The sequence below is a fragment of the Arthrobacter sp. NPDC058097 genome (assembly GCF_042884885.1).
Classification (GTDB): Bacteria; Actinomycetota; Actinomycetes; order Actinomycetales; family Micrococcaceae; genus Arthrobacter.
Map to the genome: position 1 here is coordinate 111,021 of NZ_JBHVSZ010000008.1, position 12,696 is coordinate 123,716.

The 12,696-nt window shown below is 65.5% G+C and carries 13 protein-coding genes; 6 read left to right on the forward strand and 7 right to left on the reverse strand.

The features are described from left to right. Positions 1-21: 21 nt before the first annotated feature. The 4 genes from ACFVTE_RS15010 to ACFVTE_RS15025 form a co-directional block, all read right to left on the reverse strand. On the reverse strand, positions 22-678 hold the full coding sequence (locus ACFVTE_RS15010; protein WP_387101621.1) for an endonuclease VII domain-containing protein: 657 nt from the start codon (positions 676-678) through the stop codon (positions 22-24). Positions 679-1,793: 1,115 nt separating this feature from the next. Continuing rightward, complete coding sequence (locus ACFVTE_RS15015) at positions 1,794-2,576, reverse strand: carbon-nitrogen hydrolase family protein (protein WP_387101623.1); 783 nt, start codon at positions 2,574-2,576, stop codon at positions 1,794-1,796. A 40-nt stretch (positions 2,577-2,616) separates the two neighbouring features. Beyond that, positions 2,617-3,969: an APC family permease gene (locus ACFVTE_RS15020; protein ID WP_387101625.1), complete on the reverse strand. Its 1,353-nt coding sequence runs from the start codon at positions 3,967-3,969 to the stop codon at positions 2,617-2,619. Between the two features lie 10 nt (positions 3,970-3,979). Beyond that, complete coding sequence (locus ACFVTE_RS15025) at positions 3,980-4,858, reverse strand: carbon-nitrogen hydrolase family protein (RefSeq protein WP_387101627.1); 879 nt, start codon at positions 4,856-4,858, stop codon at positions 3,980-3,982. Positions 4,859-4,954: 96 nt separating this feature from the next. On the opposite strand from ACFVTE_RS15025, the gene ACFVTE_RS15030 reads away from it, so the two are divergent. Continuing rightward, positions 4,955-5,728 (forward strand): FadR/GntR family transcriptional regulator, encoded by a 774-nt coding sequence (locus tag ACFVTE_RS15030; protein ID WP_387101629.1) that lies wholly within the window; start codon positions 4,955-4,957, stop codon positions 5,726-5,728. Positions 5,729-5,737: 9 nt separating this feature from the next. Here ACFVTE_RS15030 and ACFVTE_RS15035 read toward each other — a convergent pair whose 3' ends face one another. After that, positions 5,738-6,481, reverse strand: coding sequence for a TetR/AcrR family transcriptional regulator (locus ACFVTE_RS15035; protein ID WP_387101631.1), 744 nt, complete (start codon positions 6,479-6,481; stop codon positions 5,738-5,740). A 111-nt stretch (positions 6,482-6,592) separates the two neighbouring features. On the opposite strand from ACFVTE_RS15035, the gene ACFVTE_RS15040 reads away from it, so the two are divergent. The 3 genes from ACFVTE_RS15040 to ACFVTE_RS15050 all read left to right on the forward strand — a co-directional run bounded on the left by ACFVTE_RS15040 (position 6,593) and on the right by ACFVTE_RS15050 (position 8,598). Continuing rightward, complete coding sequence (locus tag ACFVTE_RS15040; RefSeq protein ID WP_387101632.1) at positions 6,593-7,351, forward strand: DUF2306 domain-containing protein; 759 nt, start codon at positions 6,593-6,595, stop codon at positions 7,349-7,351. A gap of 177 nt (positions 7,352-7,528) precedes the next feature. Further along, positions 7,529-8,002: a DUF4383 domain-containing protein gene (locus ACFVTE_RS15045; RefSeq protein ID WP_387101634.1), complete on the forward strand. Its 474-nt coding sequence runs from the start codon at positions 7,529-7,531 to the stop codon at positions 8,000-8,002. Positions 8,003-8,100: 98 nt separating this feature from the next. Next, positions 8,101-8,598: a DinB family protein gene (locus ACFVTE_RS15050; protein ID WP_387101636.1), complete on the forward strand. Its 498-nt coding sequence runs from the start codon at positions 8,101-8,103 to the stop codon at positions 8,596-8,598. 35 nt (positions 8,599-8,633) lie between these two features. On the opposite strand, the gene ACFVTE_RS15055 is transcribed toward ACFVTE_RS15050, so the two are convergent. After that, the gene (locus ACFVTE_RS15055; protein ID WP_387101637.1) at positions 8,634-9,470 is read right to left on the reverse strand and encodes an oxidoreductase; all 837 of its coding nucleotides are present in this window, start codon (positions 9,468-9,470) and stop codon (positions 8,634-8,636) included. A gap of 112 nt (positions 9,471-9,582) precedes the next feature. Between ACFVTE_RS15055 and ACFVTE_RS15060 the strand changes: the two genes are divergently transcribed. After that, positions 9,583-10,251, forward strand: coding sequence for a TetR family transcriptional regulator (locus ACFVTE_RS15060; protein WP_387101639.1), 669 nt, complete (start codon positions 9,583-9,585; stop codon positions 10,249-10,251). Between the two features lie 127 nt (positions 10,252-10,378). Here ACFVTE_RS15060 and ACFVTE_RS15065 read toward each other — a convergent pair whose 3' ends face one another. Then, the gene (locus tag ACFVTE_RS15065; RefSeq protein WP_387101641.1) at positions 10,379-11,317 is read right to left on the reverse strand and encodes a LysR substrate-binding domain-containing protein; all 939 of its coding nucleotides are present in this window, start codon (positions 11,315-11,317) and stop codon (positions 10,379-10,381) included. A gap of 242 nt (positions 11,318-11,559) precedes the next feature. On the opposite strand from ACFVTE_RS15065, the gene ACFVTE_RS15070 reads away from it, so the two are divergent. Next, the gene (locus ACFVTE_RS15070; protein WP_387101642.1) at positions 11,560-12,678 is read left to right on the forward strand and encodes a PrpF domain-containing protein; all 1,119 of its coding nucleotides are present in this window, start codon (positions 11,560-11,562) and stop codon (positions 12,676-12,678) included. Positions 12,679-12,696: the final 18 nt, after the last annotated feature.

Sequence of the window (12,696 nt, forward strand, 5' to 3'; positions counted from 1 at the left end):
GCATCGTTGGCACCTGTGGGGCTAAGCCAGTTGAAGCGGTTGGCGCTCGAGGTAGTTTATAGCTTCCTTCAGCAACTTGATGTTGTCGCGAAATAGACCGAGTCCTCGATTACAGTCGGGACAAAGCAGACCCCGGATGCAATTCCCGCATGAGAGCGTTCCTGGACAGCAGGAATGATCGTGATCGATGGACAGGCGAAAACCGTCTGCGCGGACCGTTACAGGGCAGATTGCACACCGCCCGCCCTGCGATTCGAGCAGAGCTTCAAATGCGTCGATATCAATGCCGTATTTCGCCTTCTTCTGTGCCGATGCATGACAACGTCTGCATCTGTGGCTGAAGCCATCGCTTGAGGCGGATGCCCGGCTAAATTCTGCTTCGGGCTTCCATTCTTCGCATAGTGGACAGAACTTATTGCCGAATTCGTCGCGCAGAAGGACTTTCCGCCCACGGTTTGGAGTCCCCTTCAACGGTGCCATTTCCTGTCCAAGTTCATGCTGTCGCCAATGGTGGCGGCAGTATCCACCACCGTCGGGGGCATCAAGATACTTACAACCGGGAAAATTGCACGGGGTGGACTCGCCCCTCCGCCGGGTCACCTTCAGCGGCACCAGAATCTGACCTCGGCGTTCCTGCGCATTGTGACCCCCGCACAGCTTCTTCGTCTTGTGCTTCATGGGGCGTCCGCACGGCATCCCGTCAGGGCCCGGACCGATACAAGTGCCGTCAGGCGTATTCGTCCGTCTGATGGGCTTCAATGTCCCACCTTTGTTGTGTTGCTTATTGTGAGGACCGCAATATCCCGTCCCCGCCTCGGCCATGCGGTCGCACTGTGCTTCGCCGTCCTGCCCCGGACCCGGGCACCGAACTTGCGGAACTGGTGCAGCTTTGGGTGCAATTCCGCTCATCCAACCCCGACGGTTCATCTGGTCGTAATGAGACTTGCAGATCCCGTCGTCCTGCCCAGGTTCGCGATAATACACCTGGCGACCGCACTTGCCACCATCCGGGCCTGGCCCAGTACACGGTTCTTTACTCGTGCGTGTCCGGAGCGGCACGAGCACGCCCTTCGTGTTCATCTGAAGGTCGTGAGATCGGCATAGCTCGGCTGACTTCTTATGTACGGGTAGTCCACACTGGGGTTGGCCCATCCGACCAGGCCCAATGCACAGTGGCCATTCGGACCTGCCTGCCCGGGGGCCACTACCGGCGAGCGCCGTTTTTCCTTCCTCCACAGGCGTGGAAACTTCAAAGGGCAGTTCAGCCTGCAACGGCAATGGTGGTCGTGGTGCTCGTTTGAAAGATATGTGGCTCAACGCTGAGTCCTTCCTTCATGATCCAAACTGCTCGGTCGAGGCAGCGTGACGCATCGGCACCAACCAGCCCTCCTCGCAAGGCCTGAGGCAGCGTCATGCGAAAAAGGTATCACGATTTAGCCACAAAACCCCAACTACTTATTTACTTAGTGGAACTCTTCGTGTATAAGCTACACATCTCCTCGAGGTCGGCCCTCCCCGATCGCTCGTTTCAAGAGTTCACACCGGTAGGGGTGCCACAACGCTGATGCCCAAGTTTTGCAGCTCCTAGCGAGACTCGGACCAGCGACGCATGTCAACGGACGCCGTGCTCAAGGGCGACCCCTCGGAGCGCCCTCGGCACGACGGCCAGACTAGCTGGCGGGCTTAGCGGCCCTGCTCGCCGTGGCCTCATTGCACGCGGAGAGCGTTGTTGATCGCTCGAGTTCTTAGACTCCCCGCGCGATCATGGCATGGCCACTCTTCGTGGCACGCACCTACCCCAGCCGCCGCTGCCGGAACATAGGAAACTGCTCACGCACCCGCGCCACGGTAGACAGCGAAACCTCCACCGCCCGAACCCCCGGCTCCAGCCCGAGGTCGGCCTCCACGTACCCCATCGGATCCACCAGCAGGCTCCGGCCCACGGACACCGGCGGGGCCTGGCAGACGCCCGCTACATACACGCTGTTCTCAATCGCGCGGGCCGCATTCAAAGAGAGCCACTGCTCGGTCTTGTGCGTGCCCGGCACCCACGACGAGCAGACCAGCAAAACCTGTGCGCCGGCGTCGGCCAGGGAGCGGGCCAGCTCGGGGAACCGCAGGTCGTAGCAGGTCATCAGCCCGAACCGCGCTCCCCCGGCCTCGAACACCACTGGCTCGGTGGACGGCCCCGGCTTGATAAAAACCGACTCCCCGAAGCCCTGTGCGTCGAACAGGTGGATCTTCCGGTAAACGGCCAGCCGTTCACCGGCAGGATCGAACGCCACCAGCGTGTTGTACGCCCGGCCCTCCTCGTCGGACGTTTCCACCACGCCCGCCACGAGCGTGATGCGGTGACGGGCCGCGGTGACCGCGAGTTCCCGGCAGACGGGGCCGTCCAGCGGCTCGGCCACGGCCGGGAAGGAGGCGTCCACGATCTTCTTCTCGTATGTGGCGTACTCCGGGAAGGCCACCAGCGTGGCGCCGTCGGCGGCAGCGGACGCGGCGAACCGGTCGATCGCGGCCAGGTTGGCCTGGATGTCCGTGCCGGACTCCAGCTGCCCGAGCGCTATCCTCACGCCGGTCCCTCCAGTCTCGTAGAACTCCAGTACAAAAGCGTTAGGCGGCGGCCTCCACGGTGGCCTTCTGCGTCGTCGTCATTTCCGGCGGCGCGGCACGGAAGCCGCGCGTGATCAGCGCCAGCACCACAATCCCCAAGACCAGCCAGCTCAGTCCCAGCGTAATGGCGTTGCTGTCCAGCTGGGAGAGCAGGTAGGCACAGACGAGAGCGCCCACCGCCGGGACCACGACGTATGAAATAAAGTTCAGCTGCTCCCCCGCCCGGCGCCGGCGCACGTAGTGGAACACCACGGACACATTGACCAGCGTGAAGGCGGTGAAGGCACCGAAGTTGATGAACGACGTCGACGTCGCCACGTCCAGGAAGATCGCGATCAGGCCCACGATGCCGGTGATCACCAGGTTCACCACCGGCGTGTGGTACTCCGCGCTGAGCCGGCCGAAGATGGCCTTGGGCAGCACCGAGTCGCGTCCCATGGCGTACACCAGGCGGGAGGCGCTGGCCTGCGCGGCGAGGCCGGAGGCGAACTGCGCCACCACCAGACCGGCGAGGAACACTGCACCGAACACCTGCCCGCCGATCTGCAGCGCGATGGCGCTGGCCGCGGACGCCGAGTCGTCGAACACGCCGCCCGGGTGCACCAGCTGCGTGACGTAGGAGACGGCCACGAAGATGCCGCCGCCGATGAGCGCGATGAGCATGATGGCGCGGGGCACGTTGCGGCGCGGGTCCACGGTTTCCTCGGTGAGGGTGGTGACGGCGTCGAACCCGAGGAACGAGTACGCCGCAATGGCCGCGCCCGCGGAAATGGTAGCGAAGCTGGACGTGCTGTTGAAGAACGGCTCCGTGCTCACCAGGCCGCCCGGGCCGGAGGCGGACACCACGCTGCCGACGGCGAGCGCCACGAAGATCACGATCACCAGCAGCTGGAACGCCATCAGCAGGTAGTTGGCCTTGTCCGCCACCTTGATGCCCAGGATATTCAGCACCGTGGTGACGAGGATGAAGCCGACAATCCACAGCCACATGGGCACGCCCGGGAACTGCGCGCTCAGGTACGAGCTGCCGATCAGCCAGATCACCATGGGCAGGAACAGGTAGTCCAGCAGGATCGCCCAGCCCACCAGGAAGCCCACCCGGGGATCAATCGACCGGCGCACGTACGTGTACGCGGAGCCGGCCACCGGGTAGGCCACCGCCATCCGGCCGTAGCTGTGCGCCGTGAACAGCATGGCCACCATCGCCACGAGGTAGGCCGACGGCGCCGCCCCGCCCGTGGTCTCGGCGATCAGGCCAAAAATGGCCAGGACAATCAGCGGGGTCAGGTACGCCAGGCCGAACAGCACCAGCGACGGCAGCTTCAGCGTGCGGGTCAGGGTTGGAGTGGTCACGTGGTTGTCCTTAAGCATTGAAAGTGGGGGGCGTCCAGGTCAGCGGATTGATCCGCCCCTGGTAGACGGGAAGTTCGACGGCGGCCTCGCCGTCCCGGAACTGGGACCAGGGACGGTTGAGGTTCTCCGTCCCGTGGGTGCGGACGTGCCCGACGGCGGCCAGGTCCAGGTCCGCTGTCAGCAGCACGGGCGTATCGTCGTCGGCTTCCGTAATGGTGTTGCCCTCGGGGTCGACGATGATGCTCTGGCCCCTGCCGGTGGGGCCGGCGCAGTTGACGCTGACCACGAACACCTGGTTCACGATGGCGTTCGCCTTGGCCAGCACCAGCTCCTGCCGCCGGTCCGGGGTGGTGGTCTTGACGACGTTGAGGATCACCTCGGCGCCCATCCAGGCCAGCTGGCGCGACACCTCCGGGTACCAGGCGTCGTAGCAGATGTTCAGGCCCACCCTGCCGATGCCGGCCAGGTCCACGGTGGTGAACCGGTCGCCGGGATCGTACGGCTCAAACGGGCGCCACGGGAAGATCTTCCGGTAGTAGCCGGCCAGCTCCCCCTCCGGCGACAGCACCAGCTGGGTGTTGAACAACTGGCCTTCCGGGCCGCGCTCGCAGACGCTGCCCGGCACCAGCCAGATGCCCAGGTCCGCGGCGAGCTCCTTCAGTTCCTTGATTCGTGGTCCGTCGAGCGGCTCGGCCGAATCCTGCAGCGCCTCGGTGCGCTGCCGGTCCGGGTTCCCGTCGCCGAACAGGTGGAGCTCCGGGAACACCACGAGCTTGCTGTCCGGCTTGGTGTTGAGTGCTGCCGTGACCTCGTCCGCGAAGGCCGAGACGGGTTCGCCCATGAGCCGGGGCGCGGCCTGGGCAGCGATGAGGGGAAGGATGCGTTGCATGGGTTTGTCTCCGCGTCGGGGTGTGATCTGCACTATATTAGATCAGAATGATCCAATAATGGGAAGGGGTACCGGATGGGCCGTAAAGTAGCGGATATGACCCGTCAGCTGGAGGACCCCACCTCCCCCATCGGCACTTCGCGAATCGGTGGCAGCGCCCTGGCCGGCATCGACCGCCGCAGCGCCATCGACGCCGTGCGGCTGCGCATCGGCATGGCCATTTCGCTGGGGCTCCTGAAACCCGGCGAGCGCCTGCCCGACCAGGAGGACGTGGCCCTGGGCCTGTCCGTCAGCCCGATCACCGCGCGCCGCGCACTGGCGAGCCTGGCGGACCAGGGCGTGGTGGTCCGCCGCCGCGGCCGCGCGGGAGGGACGTTCGTGGCGGACGAGCCGCCGCGGGACGTGCTGGCCGAGCTGACCGCGTCGCCCGCCGAATCCCAGGCCGTGAACAAGCTAGTGGACCGGCGGCTGCTCTTCGAATGCGCCGTGACCCACTACGCGGCCGTCAACGCCACGCCCGAACAGCTCGATGAGCTCGCGCGGCTGACCCGGGACATGGCCGAGTCAACCGACTGGTCCGCCTACCACCAGGCCGACGAGCAGTTCCACCAGCTGGTGGGCACAGCGTCCTGCCTAGGGACCGCCGTCGGGGTTTACCACGAGACGCTGGCCGAGCTCTATGCCTACTTCATCCCCTACCCCATCGAACTGCTGCACAAATCCAACGGCGACCATGTGGCGCTGGTGGCGGCGCTGCGCGCCGGAGACGGGGACACCGCCGTCGACATCTCCCGGAAGCACGTGGACATCCTGCACCGGACCATGTTCATGGGCCTGGCGGAGGGCGGAACCGAACCTACGCCGGAGTGACCGCCGGCCTCAGCTCCCGTTCCGGTGATGCTTTTTGGCCTGCCGCGACGTCCATCCCTGCCGGTGGAGCCGCTCGAAGCCGTCCAGGAGCAGGTCGAGCGCAAATTCGAACTCAAACTGATCGTCGCAGCCACGGCCCACCACGGAGCCTTCATCATGGCTCGCCGCGGCGGCCACCTGAAGGATGTTCGGATACCGTGCCGCCATCTCCTCGAAGACTGCCGCCTGCGCCTCGGGCGCCATCTCAACGGGTGCTCCCCCGCCCGGGCCGGCAGGGTCATCGAACAGCTCCTGGGTGAAGCCCCAGATGCGGCTTCCCATGGCGTGCATGACGTGGTGGGTGAGGTCCACCGAGAAGCCGCCGGCCAGGAACATGGCGATGAAGGAGTCAATGTACCCGAGGACGGTCGGGGTCTGGTTGGTTCTCGATTCCAGCACCTGCCGGGCCCACCGATGACGCTGCAGCACAGCCCTGGCCGAGAGCACCCTCAGCCTCACAGCGTTCTTCCAGTCGGCGCCGCCCACCGCCGGATCGATCTCGGCGACGATCGCCTCGACCATGCCGTCGAGAAGCTCCTCCTTGTTGGCCACATGCTTGTAGAGCGCCATCGGCACCACGCCCAGCTCCTGCCCGAGCCTGCGCATGCTGAGCTCGTCAATGCCGCCCTCATCCGCCAGCGAAACGGCAGCCTGCAGCACACGATCCCGGTTCAGCCGCACGCGCCACTGCTGCCCTTCAATATGCTCGGTCACGAACCACCCTTCCGCCGATTCAAATTTACGCCATTGACAGGTGTACTGCGTACACTTTACTCTCCTTCCATAAGGTGTACGCCGTACACCAGCCGGTCCGAGGAGCTTCCCATGAACGCACAGCAGGCAGGCACGGATCCCGGCACCAACATTCAGGCTCCGGGTCATACCGGCAACATCCAGCCGGGCTCCAGGCAACGGCCCCGGCACGGCTGGCTGGTGCCGGCGGCGTTGATCTTCCTCAGCCTCATCCCCGTGCTCGCCGGAGCGGCGCGCCTCACCGAATTGACCGGCGGCGCCACCATCACCCCGAGGAACGAGAGGTTCTTCAGCTCGCCCATCCCGGTGTTCACGCACATCGTCAGCGTCACCGCCTACTCCCTCCTGGGAGCATTCCAGTTCACACCGTCCCTTCGCCGGGGCCGGCGCAGCTGGCACCGGGCAGCGGGACGCATTCTCATACCCGCCGGCTTCCTGACGGCGCTGTCCGGGCTGTGGATGGCCCTGTTCTACGAGCTGCCGCCCAGCGACGGGCTCGTCCTGCTCATCCTCCGGCTGGTCTTCGGCAGCGCCATGCTGGCGAGCCTGGTCCTCGGCGTGGTTGCCATCGTCCGGCGGGACTTTGCCAAACACGGCGTCTGGATGACCCGCGCTTACGCCATCGGAGTTGCGGCCGGGACCCAGGCCATCATCCTCATCATCCCGGAGCTCCTGACCGGAGCGCCCGACGTAACCACGCGGGCCCGCCTCATGGGCGCAGCCTGGATGATCAACCTGGCGGTGGCCGAATACGTCATCCGCCGCCGCCCCCGGCCCAACACACCGCCTGCCCGGCGCGGCCGGCCTGCCATGTCTTTTCCTGGGCAATGAACGGCTTCGCGAGTGCCCTTGATCTACCCCTGAACGGGCTGCCCCGACAAGCGCATTTCCCCTGCACACGCGCCGTTTTCAGGAGTAGGCTATGGGCGTCGGCAGGATTCCTGCGACTCCTTGCCGCGAGCCGGTTCTCCACCTGAAGAACCGGCAGTCACCGTGAAAGGGAGACTAATGACAACCGCTTCACACCCCGCACACCACCACGCTTTGGGGTTGTCCCTTCACAACACCGCATTGGGTCTTGGTGTGGTTTTCCTCCTGGTCGGGATCCTCGGGTTCATCCCGGGAATCACCACCAACTACGGCGCCATGAGCTTTGCCGGATATGACTCCGGGGCAATGCTGCTTGGAGTCTTCCAGGTGTCCGTGCTGCACAATATCGTCCATATGCTGTTCGGCGCGGCCGGCATTGCAATGGCCCGGACAGCCTCGACGGCCCGCTGGTTCCTGCTTGGCGGCGGCATCGTCTACATCGTTCTGTGGATCTATGGCCTGGTCATCGACATGGACGGGAGCGCCAACTTCGTCCCGTTCAACACTGCCGACAACTGGCTGCACCTGATCCTTGGCCTCGCCATGGTCGGTCTGGGCCTCTGGCTCGGCAGGGATGCCATGGACCGGACGAGGGGAACCGCCACCCCATAGCGCGAACCCACCGTTAGCAAAACAAATGACGACGGCCGTCCCTTTTCGGGGCGGCCTTCGCCGTTGCTTCGGCGTCCTGCGCTTGGAATACTGCGTGCATGCCTTCCCTTCCCGCCACATTCGCCGAGGACGTCATCAACCAGCCGGTGCGGATCCAGTTCGATGCGTTCCTCGATGAGCACCGCAGCAGACTCAACGCCTGCCTTGACGGGCTGACGGAGGAACAGGCACGCCGGTCTTTGGTACCGTCCCGCACAACGCTGCTGGGCCTGGTCAGACACGCGACCTTCGTCGAGAAAGTCTGGTTCGACGAAGCCATCACCTGCCGTTCCCGCGCCGACATCGGCATACCGGCAACCCCTGACGAGTCATTCATCCTCGAGGACCAGGACACGATTGCCAGCATCCAGGCCGCCCACCGCGAGGCCTGCGAGGCGTCGCGGCGCGCTGCGGCTTCCCTGCACCTCGACGACCTGCTCCACGGCAACCGGCGCGGCCCGCTCCCGCTGCGCTGGGTGTACCTGCACATGCTGCGCGAACTCGCACAGCACTGCGGCCACGCTGACATCCTCCGCGAGCAGATCCTCAGCAGCTGAAACTGTGAGCGCGGCCGGTGTTGGCGCCTGCCTTGTCAGGCTGGCACCCCGGCGAAACGCTTGATGACGGAATCGAAGGTCCGGTCGGGCAGGACCCTGCTGAGCCAGATCATCGGGGTCGCCCCGATGCCGACGCTGTAGCGGGTGCGCGGCTTGCGGGCCGTGGCCGCCTTCGTGATGGCGCGGCCGACGACCTCGGGCGGTGAAACGAGCCGGTAGCCAGGCTCGGAGCTCGCGGAGAGCGTCTTGATCATGGCCTCCGCCTGCGTACGGTAGGCGCCCTGTCCGGACGTGGCGCGCAGTTTGTCCGCGGCAATCGCACCCCACTCGGTGCGGATCCCACCCGGTTCGATGAGGACGACGTCGATGCCGAACTGCCCGACCTCGAGGCGCATCGCGTCACTGAGGCCCTCGACCGCGTACTTGCTGGCGTGGTACCAGGAGCCCAGCGGAGTCGCGAAGCGGCCGCCCATCGAGCTGATGTTGATGATCCTGCCGCTGCCTTGGGTCCGCATGTGAGGCAGCACCAGCTGCGCAAGCCGCGCCAGGCCGAGCACATTCACGTCGAGCTGGGCCTGCGCCTCGGCGAGGGGAACTTCTTCCAGGGAACCGTAGGAGCCGTAGCCGGCGTTGTTCACGAGGACATCAACGCGCCCCTCGTCCGCGATGATGCGCTCGACGGCGGCGCGCGTCGACTCCGCGTCCGTGACGTCGAGGGCGAGCGTCCGAATGCCGGCCTGCTCGAGAGCGGCCATCCGGTCAGTCCGCCGCGCCGCGGCGTACACCGTGAAGCCGGCGTCCTTGAGCTGGCGGGCGGCGACCTCGCCGATACCCGAGGAGCCGCCCGTGACCAGTGCAACCTTCTTGTCCATGTCGGGTTTCCATTTCTCTCACTCCGGGTCCTTCAAGTAAAGAACCGATGGTCTCTAATCTAAGAGACCGCCAGTCTTTAGTCAAGAGACCTGCGGTCTGTAAAATGGACGCATGAGTACTTTCCAGCGCGCAAGAAGCGAGGACCAGCGGGAGGAACGGCGGGAAGCCATCCTGCAGACGGCGGCGTCGATGCTGGCCGAGATGCCAGTCTCCGCGGTCAGCCTGAACGAGCTCAGCCGCCGCGTCGGGCTGGCGAAGTCGAACGTGCTGCGCTATTTCGATTCCCGCGAGGCGGTGCTCCTCGACCTGCTCATCCAGCTCGCTGACGAGTTCTTCACCCAAATCGGGAAAGAGCTGCCCGGCGTCGTCGAAGCGGAGGCTTCGGTCCGGGCCCGGGCCGGCAGCGTCGCCGCGGCACTGGCGACCGAGATGGCGGCGCGCCCGCTGCTGTGCGAACTGCTCAGCGTCCAGGCAGGCGTCCTCGAGCACAACGTGTCCGCCGAGACGGTCGCAAAGTACAAGCGGAACGGCTACGAAAGCCTGGCCGGGTTCACCGCGGCACTCCGCCAGGTGCTCCCTGAGCTCAGCGAGGAGGGTGCAGCAGAAGCAACGAGAACCATCACGGTGTTCGCCGGTGCCCTCTGGACCCACGCCCACCCGCCCCAGGCCGTCCAGGACGCGTATTCCGCGGACCCGTCCCTGATATTTCTGCCCGCCGGCTTCGCCTCGTCCCTGGAACGGACGATCAGCGTCGTCCTCATGGGGCTGCTGGCCGACTAATGACCGGCAACCTCCCCTACCCCCGGAGGGTGGAGTTTTTGTCCAGATGTCGCGGGTTGGAGGCCCGTTTGCGGCCATTATCTGGACAAAAACTCCACCCTCGCCAGGCCCCTACAACCCGCCGTCACTACAGATAGTCGCCGGCATGCTCGCGGGCAATCTCCAGCAGGGTGGAGTGGAAGGCAACCTCCGCCGGGGCGTAGACCTTGTCCTGGCGCTGGGCCAGCAGTACCCGCCGCAAAGGCGCGGCGGAGCCGAGGCTGATGACCCTGACGTCCGGGTGCTGCAGCGCCACAGCGGTCTTGGGCACCATGGCGACGCCCATTCCGACGCTGACCATCGCCTGGGCCTCCTGGTAATCGTTGGCCAGGAAGCCGATGGTTGGTTCGAACCCGGCCTCATGGGCGGAGCGCTGCAGCACCTCCACCACGGGGTGGGCCTCGGCCCGCACGATCCACGATTCCTTCCGCAGCTCCTCCATGCGGATCTCTTCGCGGTCGGCGAGCGGGTGCCCGCGGGACACCAGCAGGACGGTGCTTTCCTGGAAGACCTCCGTGATCCGGATGGAATCGTCCTGAAAGCGGTTCCAGGGGTAGTCCCAGAGCAGGCACAGCCCGGTGACCCCCGACTGCAGGTCCGCAACGAGCTCCTCGAAGCGCGCGCTTCGCAGCGAGAGCCCAATGGCGGGATACCTCTTCTTGAAGGCCCGGATGACAACCGGCATGAATGACCCCGCGAGAGTCGGGAACGTCCCCACCGTCAGGGAACCGCGTTTGAGGCCGGCGATTTGATCCAGGTCGGACTGGGCGGCCCGCATCTGCCCGACGATCTTGCGGGCGTGGCCGGCGAGCACCTGGCCAGCCTCTGTGGGGACTACACCGCGGGAACGGCGGTTGAGGAGAGGCTGCCCCACCTCCTGCTCGAGTTTCCGCAGCTGCTGGGAGACCGCCGAGGGCGTGTACAGCATCAGCTCGGCCGCAGCTGTGATCGATCCCTGCTCGACGACCTCCACCAGCAGGGCCAGCCGCCGGATATCGAATAAATCTTGGGCTTCATCGTTAACCACTTCTTCACCCTTCTCCTCCGATGGTTCATTCTATGCACCCAGCCCATGATTCACCGGATCTGGCGGCTCAGTCCGGACACCTAAGCGCGTTACCACTGGGTCACTAGCCGCTGAATCTCAATGAATGAAGAAATGCTACATATACCCGCAGAAATCCAACATTGTCTTCAAGTGTGATCTGGGTCAATCTCGAATCAAGGCACCGAACATCTCGGGGCGGTAGAGAAGCAAGGAACGGGATCATGAAGATCGAAGCGGAATGGATGCGCGGAGGCACCAGCAAGTGCTGGGTCTTCGAAACCGGACAGCTGAACGAAACCGGAACCAGCCCGGATGTGCTGCTTCCCCGGCTGTTCGGCAGCCCGGACCACCGGCAGATCGATGGCGTTGGCGGGGCGTCCTCCACCACCAGCAAAGCGATGATCCTTCACCGCCCCGCAGACGATGATGTTGATGTCGAGTTCACCTTCGCCCAGGTGGGCATCGAAGAGGCGGCCGTGGATTGGGGCAGCAATTGCGGCAACTGCTCCGCAGTGGTCGGCCTGTACGCCATCGAAAAGGGCTGGGTGGTGCCCACTGGCGACGTCACCCGGATCGTCACCCGCAACACCAACACCGGCCAGCTCATCATCCAGCGCGTGTCCACGCCGTCCGGCGCACTGCCGATCGTGCCGCAGGCCCAGATGCCCGGCGTCCCGTTCCCCGGGTACCGGGTGGGGCTCGGCTTCCAGGACCCCGCCGGCAAAACCACCGGCCAGCTGCTTCCCACAGGTTCAGCCTCGGACACCATCACGGCCGGCGGAACCCGCTGGACCGTCTCCATGGTGGACGCCGGAGCGCCGGTGGTCATTCTCCGGGCCGAGGACCTCGGCCTTGACCCGGAGCGCTACGACAGCTGGTCCGCCGGAGTAGAGCTGCAGCTGGAGACGCTGGAGCACATCCGCCGCCAGGCCGCAGTGCGGATGGGGCTCGCAGCCACCACCGCCGAGGCAGCCCGCGCCGTCCCCAAGGTGGCGATCGCCGCCTCACCGGCCCAGGCAGACTCGGAAAGCGACGTCAGCGTCATGATGCTTTCAATGGGCAAGCCCCACCCGGCGCTCGCCATCACCGGCAGCATCGCCCTGACCCTCGCCGCCCGCACCCCGGGCACCGTGCTCAACCACATCACCGGCAGCACCGTCCGCCCCACCCTGCGGCTGCGGACACCGGCCGGCGTGATCGAAACCTGGAGCGAGGAACGGGACGGATCGCTGCTGGTCGGCGTCGACCGGACCGCCCGCACCATCGCCACCACCACCATCCACCTCCCCGAGGCCCTCGGCAGCGCCGTCGACGCCTCCTACGCCAGCGCCACCAACTGACCAGCGCCACTCAACGAG